The organism is Serratia proteamaculans (assembly GCF_004684015.1).
Taxonomy (GTDB): domain Bacteria; phylum Pseudomonadota; class Gammaproteobacteria; order Enterobacterales; family Enterobacteriaceae; genus Serratia; species Serratia proteamaculans_F.
This window is the reverse complement of sequence record NZ_SRIA01000019.1, coordinates 710504-730771: the sequence shown is the minus strand read 5'-3', so window position 1 is coordinate 730771 and position 20268 is coordinate 710504. Positions and strand designations below refer to the sequence as shown.

18 protein-coding genes are annotated in these 20268 nt (G+C 55.9%); 4 read left to right on the top strand and 14 right to left on the bottom strand.

Annotation, left to right across the window (positions count from 1 at the left end; all coding sequences use genetic code 11):
• Nucleotides 1-180 precede the first annotated feature (180 nt).
• From emrB to E5C26_RS19070, 7 genes are all read right to left on the bottom strand, one after another.
• Nucleotides 181-1716, bottom strand: coding sequence for a multidrug efflux MFS transporter permease subunit EmrB (gene emrB, locus E5C26_RS19100; protein WP_135317695.1), 1536 nt, complete (start codon nucleotides 1714-1716; stop codon nucleotides 181-183).
• Nucleotides 1717-1733: 17 nt separating this feature from the next.
• A complete protein-coding gene (gene emrA, locus E5C26_RS19095; protein ID WP_135317694.1) occupies nucleotides 1734-2906 on the bottom strand; it encodes a multidrug efflux MFS transporter periplasmic adaptor subunit EmrA in 1173 nt (390 codons plus the stop codon).
• Nucleotides 2907-2931: 25 nt separating this feature from the next.
• On the bottom strand, nucleotides 2932-4383 hold the full coding sequence (locus E5C26_RS19090) for an efflux transporter outer membrane subunit (protein ID WP_135317693.1): 1452 nt from the start codon (nucleotides 4381-4383) through the stop codon (nucleotides 2932-2934).
• Nucleotides 4384-4404: 21 nt separating this feature from the next.
• On the bottom strand, nucleotides 4405-4926 hold the full coding sequence (gene mprA / locus E5C26_RS19085; protein WP_012146447.1) for a transcriptional repressor MprA: 522 nt from the start codon (nucleotides 4924-4926) through the stop codon (nucleotides 4405-4407).
• A 159-nt stretch (nucleotides 4927-5085) separates the two neighbouring features.
• Complete coding sequence (ygaH, locus tag E5C26_RS19080; protein WP_135317692.1) at nucleotides 5086-5439, bottom strand: L-valine transporter subunit YgaH; 354 nt, start codon at nucleotides 5437-5439, stop codon at nucleotides 5086-5088.
• Complete coding sequence (locus tag E5C26_RS19075) at nucleotides 5429-6175, bottom strand: AzlC family ABC transporter permease (protein ID WP_135317691.1); 747 nt, start codon at nucleotides 6173-6175, stop codon at nucleotides 5429-5431. Before E5C26_RS19075 ends, ygaH begins: the two co-directional genes overlap by 11 nt.
• Before the next feature lie 118 nt (nucleotides 6176-6293).
• Nucleotides 6294-7493 carry an MFS transporter gene (locus tag E5C26_RS19070; protein ID WP_135317690.1) on the bottom strand — a complete coding sequence of 400 codons (1200 nt, stop codon included), beginning with the start codon at nucleotides 7491-7493 and terminating at the stop codon, nucleotides 6294-6296.
• A 103-nt stretch (nucleotides 7494-7596) separates the two neighbouring features.
• On the opposite strand from E5C26_RS19070, the gene E5C26_RS19065 reads away from it, so the two are divergent.
• The gene (locus tag E5C26_RS19065; protein ID WP_135317689.1) at nucleotides 7597-8475 is read left to right on the top strand and encodes a LysR family transcriptional regulator; all 879 of its coding nucleotides are present in this window, start codon (nucleotides 7597-7599) and stop codon (nucleotides 8473-8475) included.
• Nucleotides 8476-8516: 41 nt separating this feature from the next.
• On the opposite strand, the gene proX (E5C26_RS19060) is transcribed toward E5C26_RS19065, so the two are convergent.
• The 6 genes from proX (E5C26_RS19060) to E5C26_RS19035 all read right to left on the bottom strand — a co-directional run bounded on the left by proX (E5C26_RS19060) (nucleotide 8517) and on the right by E5C26_RS19035 (nucleotide 15660).
• Nucleotides 8517-9518 (bottom strand): glycine betaine/L-proline ABC transporter substrate-binding protein ProX, encoded by a 1002-nt coding sequence (gene proX, locus E5C26_RS19060; protein ID WP_135317688.1) that lies wholly within the window; start codon nucleotides 9516-9518, stop codon nucleotides 8517-8519.
• Between the two features lie 50 nt (nucleotides 9519-9568).
• Nucleotides 9569-10564 (bottom strand): glycine betaine/L-proline ABC transporter substrate-binding protein ProX, encoded by a 996-nt coding sequence (gene proX / locus E5C26_RS19055; protein WP_135317687.1) that lies wholly within the window; start codon nucleotides 10562-10564, stop codon nucleotides 9569-9571.
• A 63-nt stretch (nucleotides 10565-10627) separates the two neighbouring features.
• On the bottom strand, nucleotides 10628-11752 hold the full coding sequence (proW, locus tag E5C26_RS19050; RefSeq protein WP_135317686.1) for a glycine betaine/L-proline ABC transporter permease ProW: 1125 nt from the start codon (nucleotides 11750-11752) through the stop codon (nucleotides 10628-10630).
• Nucleotides 11745-12947, bottom strand: coding sequence for a glycine betaine/L-proline ABC transporter ATP-binding protein ProV (proV, locus tag E5C26_RS19045; protein WP_135317685.1), 1203 nt, complete (start codon nucleotides 12945-12947; stop codon nucleotides 11745-11747). Before proV ends, proW begins: the two co-directional genes overlap by 8 nt.
• 406 nt (nucleotides 12948-13353) lie before the next feature.
• The gene (locus E5C26_RS19040) at nucleotides 13354-14040 is read right to left on the bottom strand and encodes a response regulator (protein WP_135317721.1); all 687 of its coding nucleotides are present in this window, start codon (nucleotides 14038-14040) and stop codon (nucleotides 13354-13356) included.
• A 21-nt stretch (nucleotides 14041-14061) separates the two neighbouring features.
• Nucleotides 14062-15660: an ATP-binding protein gene (locus E5C26_RS19035; RefSeq protein ID WP_135317684.1), complete on the bottom strand. Its 1599-nt coding sequence runs from the start codon at nucleotides 15658-15660 to the stop codon at nucleotides 14062-14064.
• A gap of 326 nt (nucleotides 15661-15986) precedes the next feature.
• Here E5C26_RS19035 and E5C26_RS19030 point away from each other — a divergent pair, with 326 nt between their 5' ends.
• Nucleotides 15987-17342: a 2-hydroxycarboxylate transporter family protein gene (locus tag E5C26_RS19030; protein ID WP_135317683.1), complete on the top strand. Its 1356-nt coding sequence runs from the start codon at nucleotides 15987-15989 to the stop codon at nucleotides 17340-17342.
• 133 nt (nucleotides 17343-17475) lie between these two features.
• Nucleotides 17476-18420 carry an MBL fold metallo-hydrolase gene (locus tag E5C26_RS19025; RefSeq protein WP_135317682.1) on the top strand — a complete coding sequence of 315 codons (945 nt, stop codon included), beginning with the start codon at nucleotides 17476-17478 and terminating at the stop codon, nucleotides 18418-18420.
• Between the two features lie 28 nt (nucleotides 18421-18448).
• Here E5C26_RS19025 and E5C26_RS19020 read toward each other — a convergent pair whose 3' ends face one another.
• Nucleotides 18449-19342 (bottom strand): LysR family transcriptional regulator, encoded by an 894-nt coding sequence (locus tag E5C26_RS19020; RefSeq protein WP_135317681.1) that lies wholly within the window; start codon nucleotides 19340-19342, stop codon nucleotides 18449-18451.
• Between the two features lie 123 nt (nucleotides 19343-19465).
• On the opposite strand from E5C26_RS19020, the gene E5C26_RS19015 reads away from it, so the two are divergent.
• Nucleotides 19466-20206: an SDR family oxidoreductase gene (locus E5C26_RS19015; RefSeq protein ID WP_135317680.1), complete on the top strand. Its 741-nt coding sequence runs from the start codon at nucleotides 19466-19468 to the stop codon at nucleotides 20204-20206.
• Nucleotides 20207-20268: the final 62 nt, after the last annotated feature.

Here is a 20268-nt window from a genome sequence, read left to right as displayed (position 1 = left end):
GCTTTGGTTCTGTAGGGTGCGAATATATTCGCACCGAATAACACGGGCGCAGCATGCAGCGCCCCTACAATTCCTGGGGATGAGTGAGTTGGTCGCCTAGCTGCAACTTGAAATTCATAGGGTATAGGGTCAAGAATAAAAAAACGGGCGCCCTGGGGCGCCCGTTTTGCTTTCTAATGATTAGTGAGCGCCGCCGCCCCCACCGCCAGAGCTGAATGGCGGTTTCGCCACCCAGACCAGCGCCAGCAGGATCAGGAACACCCCAGCCGACAGCCAGAATATCTCGTTAGCCGAGATAATCAGCCCCTGCGCGGTGATCTCGTTGGCGATATAGGCCGACGCCTGCTGCTTGCTCATGCCAATCTGTTCCAACTGCCGGTACATCTCTTGCGACTGCGGGCTGTAAGGGTTCACAAATTCCGCCAGCTGCGAGTGATGCTGCGATTCACGCTGAGTCCACAGCGTGGTGGTGATCGAAGTCCCGATCGACCCCGCCAGCGTACGGGTAAAGTTCGACAGGCTCGACGCCGCGGCCATACGCTCCGGCGGCAGGCCGGACAGCGTAATGGTGGTCAATGGCATAAAGAAGCAGGCGATGGCGAAGCCCTGAACAAACTGCGGCCACGCCGAAGCGCCAAAGTCCATTCCCGGTTCAAACGTATAGGCGCGCCAGTAGAAGCACACGGCATACATAATGAAGCTGAAGGTCACCAGTCGTCGCATGTCGAGCCGGTTACCGAACTTGCCGATGATCGGCGACAGCAATACCGGTATCAACCCGATAGGTGCCGAAGCCAGCCCCGCCCAGGTGGCGGTATAGCCATACACCTCCTGCAGCAGCTGCGGCAATAGCACGATAGCGCCGAAATACAGCATATAGGCCAGGCTGATACACAGGCAGCCGACGGTAAAGTTGCGTGACTTGAACAGCGACAGATCCACCACCGGGTGGTCGTCCGTCAGTTCCCAGATAATCAGGAACACCAGCGCCACCACCGCCACTACCGTTAGCACTATTATTTCGGTGGAGTTGAACCAGTCCAGCTCCTTACCCTGATCGAGCATCACCTGCAGCGAACCAATACCGACGATCAACAGCACCAGGCCGATGGTGTCGATCGGTTTGATCTCGGTTTTGGTTTCCCTGCCTTTCAACGTCGACATCGCCACCAGGATCACCACGGCGCCAATCGGAATGTTGATGAAGAAGATCCAGCCCCAGTGATAGTTATCACTGATATAACCGCCGAGGATCGGCCCGAATATGGGCGCGACGATCACCGTCATTGACCATAGCGCCAGGGCCATCGCTCGCTTGGCGGGCGGATAGTTGTTCAGCAACAGACTTTGCGACAGCGGGATCAGTGGCCCTGCGACCACGCCCTGGATCACGCGGAAGAAGATCAGCATGCCCAGGCTGTTGGAGATGCCGCACAGCCAGGAAGCGAGCACGAACAGAGCGGTGGACCAAAGGAACAGCCGCACTTCACCGATGCGCTTCGCCAGCCAGCCGGTGATCGGGATCGAGATAGCGTTCGCCACGCCAAACGAGGTGATCACCCAGGTACCCTGCGAGTTGGAAGACCCGAGGTTACCCGCGATGGTCGGGATCGCCACGTTGGCAATGGTGGAGTCCAGCACCTGCATAAAGGTCGCCATGGCGAGCGCGACCGTCATCCAGGCGAGCTGGGCACCTTCAAGCGGTTTCTGTGCCAAGGTAGCCTCCCACGCGCTTAGCCGGCATTCGCATGGATCACGTCGGCGATCATCTGGTTAACCGGTGCCAGGTTTAACGCCAGGGCGTCGGTCTGATACAGCGGCTTGTCACGCACCACGTCAGACAGCACTCGGCCGTCCAGGTTGGTGGTGTCAACTTTCACCAGCGTCGACAGCCCGATACGCAGCGGATGATCGGCGATTTGCTTGGCATCGAGCTCAATACGTACCGGCAGGCGCTGAACCACCTTGATCCAGTTACCAGTAGCATTCTGCGCAGGCAGCAGTGAGAAGGCGCTGCCGGTGCCCATATCGATACCGACCACTTTGCCGCTGTACACCACGTCGTCACCGTAAATGTCACTGACCACGGTGGCCGACTGACCGATGCGCATATTGGCGATCTGGGTTTCTTTAAAGTTGGCGTCCACCCAAATGTGATCGGCAGGCACCACCGCCATCAGCGGGGAACCGGCGGCGATTTGCGCGCCAACCTGTACGCTGCGACGGGATACATAGCCGGTGATCGGGCTGATGATCTTGGTACGCTGCAACGCCAGCCAGGCGTCACGCATTTGCGCAGCGGACTGTTGGATAGCCGGCTGTTGCTCCAGCGGGGTGTTCAGCACCATCGCCTGGTTGGCGTTGTATTGCTGAACCGCCACTTCCAGTGCTGCTTTGGCGCTGTCGACCGCATCACGCGCATGTTGCAGTTCTTCACGGCCGATAGCGTCAAGGCTACCCAGCACCACGCGGCGCTTCAGATCGTTCTCCGCCTTGCTCAGGTCAGACTTGCGCAGGGCAATGTTGGCCTGATACTGCTTGCTGTTGATGATCAGCTGGTGGGTCTGACGCACGCTGTTGGCCAGGCCGGTTTTGGCGCGTTCAAGCGCCTGTTCGGCATCGGTCGGATCCAGCGTGAGCAGCACATCCCCCTGCTTCACGTAGTCGGTATTGTCGAAGTTGACGCTGTTAACGCTACCGTTCACCTGGGCCATGATCTGCACCTGGTTACCGGACACGTAGGCGTCGTCCGTTTCCTGATGATGACGCAACACCAGGAACCAATACACTAAATATGCCACCCCAATAACAATGAAAATAACCGTCATCAACAGCAGCCAAAACTTGCGCTGCTTCTTTTTGCCGACAGGTTGTGGCGGGGTCTGAGTCTCCGCGCTTGCGCTCATGGTGTTCTCCAAGCTCTCTATTTTATTATGCTTTTGAATCCGCAGCGACCGGGGCCTGATAGCCACCGCCCAGCGCACGGATCAGTCCTATCTTCGCCTGCAGCAAGTTGCTGTTGGCATTCAGTTCCGCCTGTTGCTGCTGCAAGAGCTGCGTCTGGCTGGTTAACAACTGGTCGCGCCCGATAATCCCTGCCTGGTATCGAGCGTTAGCGACGCGGTACACCTGTTGCATCGATTGGGACGCAGATGCCGCCTGCAGCTGCTGTTGCGCAGTGCTTTGTTGGACGGTGATGGCATCGGCAGTTTCCTGCACGGCATTCAGGATGGTTTGGTTATAGGACTCCACCGCCTGGTCATACAGCGCGGACTCCTCACCCAGCTTGCTGCGCAGCGCACCGGCGTGGAAGATCGGCAATGAAATCGCCGGTACCACGTTCCAGGCCTGGCTGGCCGCTTCAAACAGATTCGGGCTGGTGCCACTGGTGTTGGTGGTCGTCAGGCCGGCAAAGGCTGAAATGGTCAGGCTGGGGTAAAATTCTTTGCGGGCGGCGCTGACGCGTTGGTTATAAGACTCCACCAACTGACGCTGCGCAGCGATATCCGGGCGTTTGCCCAGCAGATCGGCGGTCAGTTCACCTTTTGGCGCCATCAGATTACTGGCGGGCAGCGCCACCGGACGCAGATGCTGCATCGCGTTCGGGCCCTGGCCGGCCAACGCGGCCAACTGGTGTCTTAGTTGTTCAATTTGCGATTGCAACTGCAGGATCTGCTGCTTGGCACCGTCGGCCTGCGCCTGGCTTTGTTGCGGAACATCAACGCCGGTGATACCGGCTTTATATTGTTGTTGGCGCAAATCTGTCAGGCGTTGGTTGTTGTCGACTTCCTGCTGCAGCAGTTTTTCCAGCGCGAAATTGCTCTGCAGCTGGAAATAGGCGGAGGCCACCGAGCTGGTCAGCGTCAACGCAGCCTGTTCCTGCTCGGCGCGGGCCGCATCGACCTGCGCCTTGGCGGCGTTAACCTGATTGCGGTATTTACCCCACCAGTCAAATTCATAGGCCAGGTTCAGCCCCAGCGAGTTGGAGCTCTCGTAGATCGGCTGATGTGGGTAGCCCAATCCCAGGTTGACGTTCTGCGGAATTTTCTGGCGGTTGCTGCTGGCGTTCAGATCCAGATTCGGGCCGTTGGCTGCACTGGCTTCACCCACCACGCTTTGTGCTTCGCGCACGCGTCCGGCGGCTTGTCTCAGCGTCGGTGAGCTTTGCAGCGTCTGGGTCATCAGGCTGTCGAGCTGCGGATCGTTGAGCGAACGCCACCACTGCGGGCTAACGTTCAACGAGCTGACTTTCGGCTGTGACAATTGCAGGCTCTGCGAGTCCATCAGGGTGGATTGCGGAGCAATATTGTCGGTAGAAGCGCACCCGGCTAGCAGCAATACGGCGAACAGCGGGGTGAATCTCCAGTTAAACGGGGATCGCATAGTAGGTTACCTGAACAGAAATTATTGGGATAACTGTCCTGAAACTTCCATCTGGTCCAGACGCGTTAACAGCTTGCGTGTCAGCTGTTCAAGCTGTTGCTGTTCATCATCGTTCAGCGTGGACCACAGGAAATGCAGACATTTGTGCTGCGGTGGCAGCAATTGGTTGAGAAACTCTTCGCCCTGCGGCGTCATGTGCAAATGCAGGCAGCGACGGTCATGGTCGCTTTCCCGGCGCTCAATCCAGCCGCGTTTTTCCAGTTCATCGGCAATCCGCGTGGCATTGGTGCGTGACGAGCCCAGAGCAGAGCTTAGCTCAGAAGGCTGGATGCTGTGATTCTCCTGCGCATCCAGAGTAATCAGCGCCATAAACAGTGTTTCGTTAATCCCTTGTGCCTTGAGCATTTTATTGCGATTTTCCAATAGCTTGCTTTGCATGTGCATGCACAGCCGGGTCAGCAGAATTTCCTGATAAGGAAAATCTTTCTGACGTTTTGCGCGGAAATTAAGCATTTGTTCAATGGGAGTAAACGAGCTTTCCATAATTTGGGGCCTCATTAATTTCGTTCGAGATAGTAACGATAGTGATTAATAATGTAAATCTTCAGCCGTGCGAATAATTTAGCAATTCGTGTCATTTGTAAGTTGTTTGTCAACGCCCGATCGGCGAGCAACTGCTCAGCATGGGAGTGACGGACAAAATCAAAGGCTGGCTGGAGCGAGAATCATAAGTATTTTTAACGTGATGCCAAAGGCGAGCGCACCGCTCAACGTCGACAAAATGATGCTTTTGCTACGGTAAAAGCACAGTCCCAGGGCAGCGAAGCCGACCAGCGTCGGCCAGAGCTTGTCCGGTTCACGCATCACTATCGGCGTGCTGGATACCACCAACAGTGCACAAATGGAGGCGATACCAATGCTGTCGAGCAACAGCGCGGTTTTACCGCGTTTAATGCCCGGTTGGGCACGCGCCGGTGCCAGGCGTAAGGGCAAGTAACGGAACAGGTAATTAGCACAACCGACCACCAGGCCAATCACCACCACATCAGTGTTCATCGATGGCCTCCGTTGCGGTGGGTTGGAACAGGGCGGCAATACAGCCGGCGCTGATGCCGGCCAAAATGGCGACGGGAATCGAAAACAGCACCACGCCAAGCAGCGCGCCAGCCAGTGCGGCTGCGATGGTCAGGCTTTGTGGGCGTCTGAAGGCCGCCAGCAGGAAGCTGAGGAACAGCGCAGGCAGCATAAAGGACAGCGAGGCTTCAATCACCGGGTATTGTTCCAGCGGTCCATTACCGAACAGCGCACCGATGGCAGTGCCCGCTACCCATGACAGCCAGGAGCACAGTGAAATACCGAGCATCCAGTTTTCGCTCCAGCTGCGGTTATTACGCATCAGTTTGGCGGTTGCGGCGGCAAACACCTCGTCGGTCAGGCCAAAGGCCCAGAGTGCGGTTTTACCGCGGGACATGCGTGTGACGATGCGATGGCGCAGAGCGGGGCCATACAGCAGGTGCCGTATATCCATGGCCATGACGGTCAGCGCGGAAACCCACAGCGACATGCCGGCGCTTAGCAGGGCGGTGATCACGAACTGGCTGGCACCCGCATAGATAATGCAGGAAAAGAAGATGCTTTCCAGCGGGGAGAACCCCAGCTTAACGGCGCTCAGGCCGAAAGCAAAAGCCACCGGCACATAGCCGATGACGATCGGTAAACTGTCGACGATGCCGTGGGTGAAGGTAGAACTGACGGCAGGGGGATTGAGACTTTCTGCAGCTTGGCTTTGCATTTTTATTAGTGTCGCAGGACAGAGATCAATAGTTCATCTGCAGAACATTACCAGAGAGTAAGTAATGTTTATACCCTGCGCCGCTAATAAATTCCTGAAATTACTATTCGCTTGCTAATCAGATTGCTGCCGGGCCCTGCGGATCGTGGTGCCTGCCACACCACCAGGTCAACAGATTCAGCAGGCACAAAATGCCTCCTGCAGCCGCAACGCCAACCCAGCCGGCATGTTGATAGGCAGAGGCGGACAGCAATGAACCCAGCGCCCCACCGATAAAGTAGCTGGTCATATAGCCGGCGGTCAGACGGTTGCGCGCTTCCGGCATAATGCGGTAGATCACGCTCTGATTGGTGACGTGCACGGCTTGTACGGCCAGGTCGAGGATCAGAATACCGGCGATTAATGCCCACAGGGATTGTTTAGCGAAAGCGATGGGTATCCACGAAAGCAGCAACAGCACCAGGCCCACGCTGGTGGTTAACCCGGCTTTGCCCTGATCCGCCAAATGTCCGGCACGTGAAGCTGCCAGCGCACCGGCAGCGCCGACCAGGCCGAACATACCGATCACCCCTTCGGAATAACCAAACGGCGGAGCTGCCAGCAAGAAGGCCATCGAGGTCCACAGCACGCTGAAATTGGCGAACGACAGCGCCCCGAGTATTGCGCGGGTGCGCAGCAGCGGAGTACCGCAAAACAGGGTGAAAATCGATTTCAGCAACTGCGGGTAATTCAGCCCCGAATGCTGCTTGTAGCGCGGCAGTGCGCGCCACAGGATCAGCGCCATCAGGATCATCAGTACGCTGGCAACCCAATAAATGGTACGCCAGCCACCGATTGACGCCAGCGCTCCGGCCACGGTGCGTGCCAGCAAAATGCCGAGCAGCAGGCCGCTCATGATAATGCCGACGGTTTTACCGCGTTTTTCCGGGTGTGCCAGGGTGGCGGCCAGCGGCACCAGGATCTGCGCCACCACCGAGAACAGCCCGGTAAGCGCGGTGCCGAGGATCATCATCGGCAAGGTGGTGGAACTGGCGGTGATCAGCATACCGCCCGCTGCCAGCAGCGTCATAAAGACGATCAACCCACGGCGTTCAAACATATCGCCTAGCGGCACCAGCAGCAGCAGGCCAACGGCGTAACCTAATTGGGCGGCAGTGACGATAAAACCGGCCTGATTAACCGACAGGTTAAAATTCTGGGCGATGGTTTCCAGCAGTGGCTGGGCGTAATAGTTACTGGCGACGGCCAGGCCAGTGGCAATGGCGATCAGTACGATCAGCGCCGGGCTAAGACCCGATTGTGAATGTTGTTGGCTCATGGTTTTTAATCACAGGGAGAAGTGGGGCGAAGTATCGGGCAAGACAGCGGGTTAAACCAATGTATAATTTTCATTTGATTAATCTCATTTTGCGATAGATGCCATGAACCTGAAACAGATCCGCTTTGCGTTGGCAGTGGCCGAAGAACAGAGTTTTACCCGGGCGGCACAGCGTTGCCATACGGTGCAATCGGCGCTGAGCCACCAGATAGCCAAACTGGAGGAGGAACTGGGCTGTGCATTGTTTGAGCGTACCTCACGCCGGGTCCGTCTGACCACCGCCGGGCAGGCATTTATCCAGCCGGCACAACGGTTGTTGGCAGCGAAGCAGGCGCTGGTGGAGGAGGTTGTTGCTGCCAGCGGCACGGTATCCGGCACCCTGACCATTGGCACCATTTCAACCATAAACGCGATTGATCTGACCGAGAAGTTGGGCAATTTCCATCGCCACTATCCGGCGGTGAATATTCGGCTGTATGTGGGCATGAGCGAGGAACTGCTGGAAGATGTGCGCCAACAAAAAACCGATGTGGCGTTCGTCGGCATTTGGCCGGGAGATATCGATATGCTGCCGGTGTCGCATCGCCAGCTAACCGATGAGCCGCTGGTGGCACTGGTGGCGACGCAGCATCCACTGGCCAGCCGTCAGCGGGTCAATCTGCAAACCCTGTCCGAGGTGCCGCTGGTGGATTTTTACAGCGGGACCGGTGCCAGGCGTCAAACCGACCGCGCATTTCAGGCAGCGGGCATCAAGCGGCATGTCAGTTTTGAAATTGATCATATTGAATGGCTGGAGAATTTGGTGCGGCGTGGCCTGGCGGCAGGCATTGTGCCGATCTCGACGGCGCAGCGTTTGAGTTCGCTGGTGTCGATTCCGATTGAGGACGGCCCGCGACGGCAGGTGTACTGCGTATGGCCGCCGTTGTTGTCCAGGACCGCCGAGCGATTTTTGCAATTTAGCGGGATAGATATTGCTGAATGAACAGAGCAGGGGCGCAGCGGTAGACTGCGCCCCTTTTGCGATTACTTCTTCGCGGCTTCGGCGGCGGTTTTCACCCAACCGTCAAAGGTGGCCTGATGTGCTTTGATCCAGCCATTAACATGGTTCTGGATATCGGCTTCGGACGCCTGACCTTCATGCATACGCAGGTTCTGCGCATTCACGTCGCTAATCGGCAGCTGCATGATGGCAAACAGCTTGGCGGCTGCCGGGTTGGCCTGCGCCCATTGTTTGTTGGCGACGATGCGCATCACGCTCACCGGGAAACCATAGTTGGCACCATTAGGCAACTTGGTGTCGATATCTTTCTGACTACCAGGCAGGGAGGAGAAGGGAACTTGCAGCCAAACCACATCGCGACCCGTGACCAGTACGTCACTGAGCCAATAAGGGGTCCAGGTGTAGTACAGGATGGGTTTGCCTTCCTTGTAGCGGGTAATGGTATCGGCGACCATTGCCGCGTAGTTACCCTGGTTGTGTTCGACGGTTTTATCCAGGCCGTAGGCCTTGATCTGGTGATTAATCACCGCTTCACAACCCCAACCTGGCGTACATCCGGTCAGATCGGCCTTACCGTCGTCGTTGGAGTCAAACAATTTGGCAATTTTGGGATCTTTCAACTGCGCAATGTTGGTGATGTGGTACTTATCGGCGGTTTTCTTGTCGATCAGATAACCCTGCGCGGCGTTGTTTACATAAATGCCTTCGCGATAAAATTTGGCATCACCGCCGGCGGCTTTGTATTGATCGTTGTGCAGTGGCTGCCAGTTCACGGCCATGAAGGTCGCGTCGCCAGAGGCGATTGAGGTATATGCGACGTTATAGTCCACTTCACGGGGGTCTTTGACGTCATAGCCCAGTTTTTCCAGCGCCTTGCTGACCAGCAGCGTCTGGAAGGTTTCTTCAGAGATGGTGCTTTGCACCGGCTGAACGCTAATGCCTTTACCCGGCAAGTCCGCGGCGGAAACCGCCTGTGAGCTAATCAATGTAGTGAGGGCAACCGCCCAGATTCCTGTAGTGCGCATAGTGAAATACCTTTTTATGTTATGAAGCCGGGATTTCCGGCACGTCGGGATTATTTCGCTGCCGCCGCAGCGGTGCTGACCCAGCCGTCAAAAGTGGCCTGGTGGGCTTTAATCCAGCCGTCTACGTGGCGTTGTATATCGTCGGCGCTGTTCTCACCCTTGTGCATACGCAGGTTTTGCGCATTCACATCTGCCAACGGCAGCTTCATGATGGCGAACAGCTTGGCGGCCGCCGGGTTGGCCTGCGCCCACTGCTTATTGGCGACAATATGTTCGTTATTGACGAAGAAGCCGTAATTTTTGCCGTTCGGCAACGCGGTATCCTTGTCTTTCAACGAACCAGGATTGGTGGAGAACGGCACGGTCAGCCAGACCACATCGCGACCGGGCACCAATTCGTCGCTGACCCAGTACGGCGTCCAGGTAAAGTACAGTACCGGCTTACCCTGTTTGTAGCGGGTCAGGGTGTCGGCGATGATGGCGGCGTAGTTGCCCTGGTTTTGGGTCACCGTATCGCTCAGACCATAGGCCTTGATTTGGGTGTTGATCGCACTGCCGCACACCCAGCCAGGCTCACAACCGGCCAGATCGGCCTTGCCGTCACCGTCGGCGTCAAACAGCTTGGCCAGCTTGGGATCTTTCAACTGCGAAATATCGCGGATGTGATATTGGTCAGCGGTTTTCTTGTCGATCAGATAGCCCTGTGCCGCATTAGTGATATAGGCACCCTGGCGATAAAACTTTTTGTCGCCACCGGCACTTTGGTACATGTCGGTTTGCAGCGGGTCCCAGTTCACCGCCATGTAGGTGGCGTCACCGGAGGCGATAGAGGTGTAGGCAATGTTGTATTCCACCTCGCCGGTCGGCTGGACGTCATAACCCAACTTGGTCAGGGCGCGGTTAACCAGTTCGGTCTGGAAGCTTTCTTCGGCGAGGGTGCTTTGCAAGGGTTTAACCGTGACGCCTTTGCCGGGAAGTTCGACGGCGAACGCCTGTGTGCCAAGCAATGAAGTCAGGGCCAAAGCCCAAATTCCTGTCGAGCGCATAGTGGTTCCTTCGATTTTATGAGGCTGTCGCTGCCCCCGACATGCAGGCCGGGGGCGGGGCGATTAAGGCTTTTTGATGAAAGGCCGGGCGAACAGACCGATGGGGCCATGTGCGTACCAACGGCCCATGCCCTTGCTGCGGCGATCGCGCCCCAGCGACTGGGTGAGACGGTCGAGAATAATTGCCAGGATCACAATCCCGACCCCGCCGACCGCGGCCAGTCCCATATCGAGGCGGCCAATGCCGCGCAACACCATTTGGCCCAGACCGCCCACGGCGATCATCGAGGCGATCACCACCATCGACAGCGCCAGCATCAGCGTTTGGTTTACCCCGGCCATAATGGTCGGCATCGCCAGTGGCAACTGCACTTTAAACAGCAGTTGGCGCGGACTGGCACCAAAGGACTCGGCGGCTTCGATCAGATCTTCCGGCACCTGCTTAATGCCCAGAATGGTTAGCCGGACGATTGGCGGCAGGGCGAAGATAATGGTGACCACCACGCCCGGTACGTTACCGATACCGAACAGCATGACGATTGGCACCAGATAGACGAAGGCCGGCGTGGTTTGCATGGCGTCCAGCAACGGCCTTATGACCTTGCCTGCGTGCTTGCTGCGTGCCAGCCAGATGCCGAGCGGCAAGCCGATGACGATACAGAAGAACAGGGCGGTCAATACCAGCGCCAGCGTCACCATGGCCTGCGACCAGGCACCAATCGCGCCGATGGCAATCAGCGAAACCAGCGTGGCGGCACCCATACCGAGGCTGGAAAGCTGCCAGGCAATCAGCGAGAACAGCAAAATGGCGATCGGTGCCGGCATGCCCAGCAGCAGTTGTTGAAAACCGCTGAGGATAAAGTCGACCGGGACGCGGACCCCCTGGAACAGCGGGCGAAAGTGCATTACCAGCCAATCAATGCCGTGGGTTACCCAGGAGTCAAACGGCACCCAGGTTTTGTGGAACGGATCCAGCAGGTTGAAATGCTCCGGCTGGGCCGGTGCGCTGTTTAGCCAATCGGAACCCTGAGCAGCCTGACTGGCGGCGTCATGGCTTGCCGGTGGCGGCGCGCTCGACCAGGCATCGCCGGCGGGAGCCGCTGAATTTGCAGCGTCAGTGGCCGGTGCGGCACTGGCCCCGGCGTCGGCAGGCGCAGTGGCCCATGGATCCTGGGTAGTATCACTCATTGGTTGGGCCCTCTTTATCCAGGGCCTGCAATAGCATGGCCTTGGAAATAATTCCGATATAGTTATTTTCTTCGCAGACCACAGGTACCGCGCAAGGCGCCAGAGCGACCAATGAAATCAGTTCGCTTAGCGGCATGTCGGCCGGAACCGGGGCGGGGGCTTCCAGCAGGGCGTCATCCAGCGTTTGGTTGGCCGCCAGCGCCTGCTTGAGTGAATCTACCGACACCACGCCGATAAATTTCTTTCCGCGTTCAACAACATAACCATAATCGCGGTCTTCATCGCGCAGCAGCTGCAACGCCGAGCGCGGACCAAAACCGGGGGTTTTACGAATAAGCGCTACCGGACGACGCTTGGCGATATCCTTGGCGCTGAAAACATGACTGACATCGACGCCACGGAAGAAGGTGCGCACATAATCGTTGGCCGGATTATTTAATATTTCCTCCGGCGTACCGACCTGAATCACCTCACCGCCCTGCATTATGGCAATGCGATCGCCAATACGCATAGCTTCGTCCAGATCGTGGGAAATAAAGACGATGGTACGCTGATGTTGGGCTTGTAATTTAACCAGTTCATCCTGCATTTCGGTACGAATTAATGGATCAAGTGCTGAGAAAGCTTCATCCATCAATAATATATCCGGATTATTCGCCATAGCGCGGGCTAATCCAACGCGCTGACGCATCCCACCGGAAAGTTCATCGGGATAAGAATGAGCATAATTCTCCAGCCCGACCTGACGCAGGGCCTCCAGGGCTTTTTCCTGACGTTCCTGCGGCGGAATACCGGCTAATTCCATACCGAATGCGGTGTTATTCAGTACATTCATATGTGGCATTAATGCGAATGACTGGAACACCATGCTGATCTTATTACGGCGCACGGTGCGCAGCGCGGTGTCGGATATTTTCGATATATCCTCACCATCAATCAGCACCTGCCCGCGGGTGGGTTCTATCAGACGATTGAGAAGGCGTACCAGGGTGGATTTTCCGGAACCGGAAAGGCCCATGATGACAAAAATCTCGCCTTCTTCAATGGCCAGAGAGGCGTCTTTTACGCCCAGTGATAACCCGGTTTTTTCAAACAGTTGATCTTTTGTCAGACCTTTCTCAATCAGTTTGAATGCGCGATCCGGATGTTCGCCAAATATCTTATACAGGTTCTTTACTTCGAGTTTAATTGCCATGCAATTTGCTGTTTCCTCTGATGAATTATCAAACGATAAAAAATGTCCCAATAGAAAATAATAGTCCCCTATACCCTAACACAGTGAATATCTGAGACAACCCTCAATGTCCGATGAATGGGATATTAGCGATTTACATCAACATTTCGATTGGTTATGGTAGTGGGGTGGATATTCAATTATTTGAATCTACTATTTGCCTTAAATGCTTGGTTTTAAGTAAAAATAATCCTGCTGCATTAATGCTATTATTTCCCCGCTTGGTGCTGAGTTCAGACAATAAAAAACCCGACCATAGGCCGGGTAAAAGTCATCAGTATTTCATTAATTTCAACGACAGGTGCCGATATCGAGGGGATATCGCCGCAGTCATATTATCCGCTTAATATGACAGGCAGATGTCAGATTAAACCTTGCGATACAGGCGGCGCGGATGGCCGATATTGCCGTACATCATCTCTACGCGCACGAACTGGATAGCGACGCAATATTCCAGATAACGCCGGGCGGTGGTTTTGCTGATACCCACCTGTTTGACCACGTCTTCCACCGCGTGCGCAGCCTCTGGCTGTTCGATAAACAGCGCCTGTACCAACTCCAGCGTGTTGGTTTCAATGCCCTTGGCACTGGGCTCGCTGGAGAACTGTTTGGATTGCAGGTTATACAGCGCGTCGACGTTGCTTTGGTCGATCACCTTAAAGGTACGCTGGGTTTGAACAAACTGCATAAAACGCTCCAGCGAGTTGCGCAGCCGCTTGTAGGACACCGGTTTGATGATGTAGTCGAAGGCACCGTTGCGGATCGCCTGGCTGCAGGTATTCATATCGCTGGCGGCGGTAATGAAAATCACCGAACAACCGGGGTTTTTCACCGTAGCTTCTTCCATCAGTTCGATGCCCTGGCCGTCCGGCAGAAAGTTATCCAGCAGGATCAGGCGTGGTTGGTGGGCGTTGACTTTGACCCTGGCCTCGGCCAGCGTGGCGGCATAAGCCACCACCCGCAGAGCAAAGTTCTGCTCAATAAATTCGGCGTGCAGCGTGGCCAACTGCGGCTCATCTTCCACGATCAAAACGTCCAGTGCTTCTGGTTGCATCATTCGGGTGCTCGAAACGGGTTATAAGGTTTTAGGGATAAATAAAGAAAAAATGGCCCCGTGCGGCTCGTTGTCCGACACTTCTATGCTGCCATGGGCCTGCGCCACGTGGCTGGCGACCAAATGCAAACCAATGCCGTGGTCGCCTTTATCATCTTTGGTGGTGATGCCTTGCTCGAACAGCGTGTCACGCACCTCGGCTGCGATGCCGGTACCGCGATCGGCCACCTCAATCACCAGCTCATTGCTGTTATCGCTAATATAGAGTTCTACCGCTTCGTGTGGCTCGGCGCAATGCAGCGTAGCGTCTACCGCATTATCCAGCAAATTGCCGATGATCGACATCAGTTCGGTTTCATTCAGCGCCGCCGGGATTTGCCGTAGCTGACAGGCGGGATCGAAGCGCAGCTCAACGCCTTTTTCCCTGGCGCTGGAGTACTTGCCCAACAGCAAACCACAGAGCGCCGCCGAGCTGAAACGCTGCGAAATAAAGTCGAGAATTTCTTGCGCGCCTTCCGATTGAGCTTCCACATAGCGGATTGCCTCATCGTAGCGCTGCATATGCAACAGCCCGGCCAGAGTGGCAGTCCAGTTAAGCTGCTCATGGCGCATGATGCGCAGGTTGTCCGCGTAGCGTTTGACCTGGCTGAGCTGGCTGCTCAGGGTATTGATGTCGTTCTTGTCGCGGAAGCTGATCACCCAGCCCTGCAACTCTTGTTCCTGCATGATACGTACCCGGCTGGCGATCACCCGCACGTGGTTAAAGCGACAAACCTCGTCGTGGGTGTCGTGCCCCAACTGGGAAGCGCCGAAGAAGTCCGGCTGCGACTGGATAATCTCGCCGATTTCACGGCCCATCAGAGCGGCAGCAGGTTGGCGCAGCTCCAGCAGTTCGCGCGCGGCGTGGTTAATGGTGATGATCCGCAGTTGCGGGTCGACGGCAATCACCCCTTCATAGATGGCTTCCAGCAAGGCCTTTTGCTGACGCACCAGCAGTGCGATTTCTTTGGGTTCCAGCCAGAACATCTGGCGTTTTAAATTCTTCGACAGCAACCAGGAAAAAACAAACAGAGCGATTAATAACAACACAATCGAACCGACGATTTGCGTCAGGGTTCTGGCATTCAGATTGTCGATATGGGATTTCAGATAACCAACCGAAACAATGCCGATGACGTTATTATTGTCATCCATAATCGGTGCTTTACTGCGCAATGAAATACCGATGCCGCCTTTGCGGATGGAAATAATACTTTTCCCTTCCAGCACTTCTTTATTATCGCCGCCGACCATTGGGGTACCGATGCGGTTGGCGTATTCGGAATGATAAAGGTGCCGGGTTTGCTTATCGCCGATGACGATATAGCTGGCATCGCTGCTGGCGCGTATTTTTTTCATCAGAGCGGCAATTTTCACCGGGTCGTTTTGTTCCACTGCGGTGACCAGCGAAGGGATCAGGGCAATCTCCCGAGCCTGCACCTGCGCCCGCGCGCCAAGATCGCGATGCAACTGGGCATCGAGCTGGTAGTAGGTGTAAGCGCCAATAAAGGTTAACAGCACGCAGGAGAAGGCGACCAGGCACAGGAACAGTTTGATTTGAAATGAGAGTTTGATGCGCATGGCCTGGGGTTCACCCTGAGAGTTCCTGAGCGCTTACCCTATCATGAGTCGCCGTTAATGTAATATTGCGCCGGATCAACTTGTGATCGCAGCCACGGGTTTATTCTTGGCGGGTCGCCGCATGCGTGACTGCAATAAATGTAATAAGTTTTAAAGTTAAAATAGCATTAACACCATTAAAACCGCGCTCTATTTTACATAACCTCAATTAACACCATAGAAACCATAACCACCATTAAAAACCCTTTTTTATTTTGAACAAAATCACAGCAGATAATCCGTGCGTTTCTCTATGATGGCTGAACAAACTAATAAGAGGCCAGATTATGAGCACAACCGATGATTCTTACCTCGTCGCCAAAGACAAAGCAGCTGAAATACCGCTGCGTGAAAAATGGTGGCGCATACTGGATACTTACAAAGTAGGGATTATTCCGTTGCCGTTCTTCGTTCTGGCCGGCGTGCTTATTTTACTCGATTGTCTGGAAGGGAAATTACCCAGCGATATCGTAGTGATGGTCGCTACCTTGGCCTTCTTCGGTTTTGCCTGCGGCGAGTTTGGCAAACGTCTGCCGCTGATTGGCAAAATGGGAGCCGCAGCGATCTGCGCCACCTTTATTCCTTCCGCGATGGTGCATTACGGCCTGCTGCCGGATGTGGTGGTGGAGTCGACCACCAAATTCTATAAATCGACCAATATTCTGTATCTCTATATCTGTTGCATTATCGTCGGCAGCATTATGAGCATGAACCGCCAGGTGTTGATCCAGGGATTCCTGCGCGTCTTCGCACCGATGCTGTGCGGTGAGATTGTTGGCATGCTGGTGGGCATGGCCGTTGGCATGGCTCTGGGGCTGGAACCCTTCCAGATTTTCTTCTTCCTGATCCTACCGATCATGGCCGGGGGCGTCGGTGAGGGCGCTATCCCGCTGTCGATGGGCTACGCGGCGATCCTGCATATGGACCAAGGGGTTGCACTGGGCCGCATTCTGCCAATAGTGATGCTCGGTGGCCTGACCGCGATTGTTCTCGCTGGCTTGCTGAACCAACTCGGCAAACGCTATCCGCACCTGACCGGCGAAGGCAGCCTGATGCCCAACAAGCAGGGCGACAGCGAGATGAGTGCGGTGGATAAATTCAGTGGCAAGGTGGATGTCAGCACCATTGCCTGTGGCGCACTGTTGGCTATCTTGCTGTACATGGTAGGGATGTTACTGCACCGCATGATTGGCCTGCCGGCACCGGTCGGCATGCTGTTCGCCGCAGTGGCGGTGAAGCTGGCGCACGGCGTGTCGCCACGTATTCAGGAAGGTTCGCAGGTGGTGTATAAGTTCTTCCGCACGGCGGTGACTTACCCGATTCTGTTTGCCGTCGGCGTGGCTATCACCCCGTGGCAGGAACTGGTTGATGCCTTCACTCTCCAAAATCTGGTGGTGATTGTCAGCACCGTTTGCGCGCTGGTGGCGACCGGTTTCTTCGTCGGTAAAAAAATTGGCATGCATCCGATCGACGTAGCGATTGTCTCCTGCTGCCAGAGTGGGCAGGGCGGTACCGGCGATGTGGCCATCCTGACCGCAGGTAACCGCATGTCGCTGATGCCGTTTGCCCAAATCGCCACCCGCATCGGCGGCGCGATTAACGTCTCTCTCTCTTTATTAGTCCTGGCCAAATTCTTCGTATAAACAAAAAAATCAGTTTTCTTTGCCTTTCCCCGCCCCCGCGGGGATTTTTTTTGCCTGTGTCATCGCTCTTCCGGGCAGGCTCTGGGTTTTGCGTCAATACTTAGCGCTGCCAAATTTACAATAAGGAGTCGTTATGTTCTGGAAACGTTACCTGCTGGGGGCGGCATTGGCCGTCATGTCGCTGCAAACTCTGGCCGCTGCGCCACAGGTGAAAACCCCCGCGCCGGGTTTTTATCGCATTATGCTGGGTGGTTACGAAGTCACAGTATTGTCCGATGGCATCATCCGTTTGCCGGTGGATAAACTGCTGTTGAACAGTTCGCCAAAACAGATTGAAACTGCGTTGGTCGAGCACCATCAGGGCTTACCGGTCGTCACCTCGGTCAATGCCTATCTGATCAATACCGGCAGTAAACTGGTGTTGATTGATACCGGTGCCGGCCAGTTGCTGGGGGACGGATTGGGCAAACTGATTGCCAACCTGAAGGCTGCCGGTTATCAACCGCAGCAGGTGGACGAAATTTATCTGACGCATATGCATCCGGATCATCTCGGTGGCTTGACGCAAAATGGCCGGGCGATGTTCCCGAATGCTCTGGTGCGAGTCAGTCAGCAAGACGCCGATTTTTGGCTTAGCGCGAGTCAATTAAAGCAGGCGAAGCCCGAAGACAAGGCCGGGTTCGAAAAGGTCATGGCAGCGATCAAACCTTATCAGGCTGCCGGGCACTTTAAATCTTTCGCCAGTGACGGTGAGTTGTCTCCGGGCATCAGCGCTTTTGCCGCCCACGGTCATACGCCGGGTCACAGCATTTATCAGGTGGAAAGCGAGGGTAAAAAGCTGCTGGTGATTGGCGATCTGATCCATGTAGCGGCAGTACAGCTTCCCGATCCGCGCGTTGCCATAAGTTTCGACAGCGATGCCAAAGCGGCGGTGGCTCAGCGCCTGCGAGTCTTTAGTGATAGTGCCCGACAAGGTGAATTGGTGGGCGCGGCGCATCTGTCATTCCCGGGATTGGGCTATCTGAATCAGCAGGGTGAAGGCTACAACTGGATACCGCTGGATTACGGCACCCTGTAAGTCATTGGCCGCCCTTATGGGCGGCTTTTCAGCGGTTGGCTGCGGCGAACACCTTGCTGAACCAGTCGATAAACACTCGCACCCGGGGGGACAGCTGGCGACTGCGCGGATACAACAGCGATACCGGCATCGGCGTGGAAGGGAATTGTGCTAACAGCGGCAGCAGGCTACCTCTGGCTAAGTCTTCGCGCAGATGATAGCGCGGCACCTGAATAATCCCCAATCCCATACGGGCCGCCGCCACCAGGCTCTCCGCCGCACTGACCGACACCGTGCAGGGCAATATTAGCTGCTGCGGTTGGCCTGCGACGTTAAACTCCAATGGCATGATGCTGCCGCTGGCCGAGGAGCGAAACCCCACCATACGGTGCCCTTCAAGTTCATCGATGCCAAGCGGCGTGCCGAAGCGTTGCAGGTAGCCCGGCGCCGCGCAGGTCACTTCTTCCAGCTCCCCCAACCGACGTGCCACCATGTCGCTGTCTTTGAGCTTGCCGACACGTACCACGCAGTCGATACCTTCCCGCACCGGATCCACCAGCCGATCGCCTTCGCTCATAAAAAATTCGATATCCGGATATTGCGCCAGAAAGTCGGGCAACCCCGGCAGCAGAAAGTGCCGTGCCAGCGTGCCGTGCACATCAATGCGCAGCAACCCACGCGGTTTTGCACCGGCAAAGGCCATCTCGGCATCTTCGATATCCGCCAGAATAGTCAGGCAGCGCTGATAGTAGGCCTCACCATCCAGCGTTGGGCTGACGTGGCGAGTGGTGCGCTGTAGCAGCCGCACCTGCAACCGGGCCTCCAGTTGTTTGATCGCATCGGTCACCGTCGATCGTGGCAGAGCCAGATCCTGCGCGGCCTGGGTAAAACTGCGTTGTTCTACCACGCGGGTGAACAGACGCATGGCGTCAATTCTGTCCATGAGATTGTTCGCTATATTCGAATAGTGATACCGAAGATTAGGGGATTATCCGCCATTGCGAAAGGTGCATGATGACCTCACGCCAGCAAGCCTGCCGGCGCAGCGCCGACGAGGAGAGATCAGATGAACACCACGACCCAACAAGTTGCCATCGTAACCGGCGCATCACGCGGCATCGGTGCCGCCATCGCCGAACGGCTGGCCACCGATGGTATGACCGTGATCGTCAACTATTCAGGTAACCAGGCCCTGGCCGATCAACTGGTGCGCAAAATTGAGCAAAATGGCGGTCGTGCGCTGAGCGCCAAAGCGGACGTCAGCGATGCCGCCGCAGTGGCAAAAATGTTTGACCGCGCTGAACAGGCCTTCGGCGGCGTGGATATTTTGGTGAATAACGCCGGGGTGATTGCACTGGCTCCTGTGGCGGAAATGAGCGATGCCGATGCCGACCGGTTGATCGACATTAACCTGAAGGGTACCTTCAATACCTTGCGTGAAGCGGCGAAACGTCTGCGCGACAATGGCCGCATCATCAACTTTTCCTCCAGCGTGGTCGGGCTGTTGCAGCCGAGCTACGGCATGTACGCCGCCAGCAAAGCCGCCGTCGAGGCGCTGACCAGCGTACTGGCCAAAGAGCTGCGTGGCCGAAATATCACCGTCAATGCGATTGCGCCGGGACCTACTGCCACCGGATTATTCCTGGACGGTAAAACGCCGGAGTTGATCGAGCGTCTGGCGAAAATGGCACCGCTGGAGCGTCTGGGCCAGCCGCAGGATATCGCCGCTGCAGTGTCATTCCTGGCCGGTGCCGACGGTGGCTGGATCAACGGCCAAACCCTGCGCGCCAACGGTGGCATTATCTGATGCTTACGGCCGGTTTTTCCGCCGCAGGATCGGGTATCCTGTGGCGGGAAATCCACCGTGAG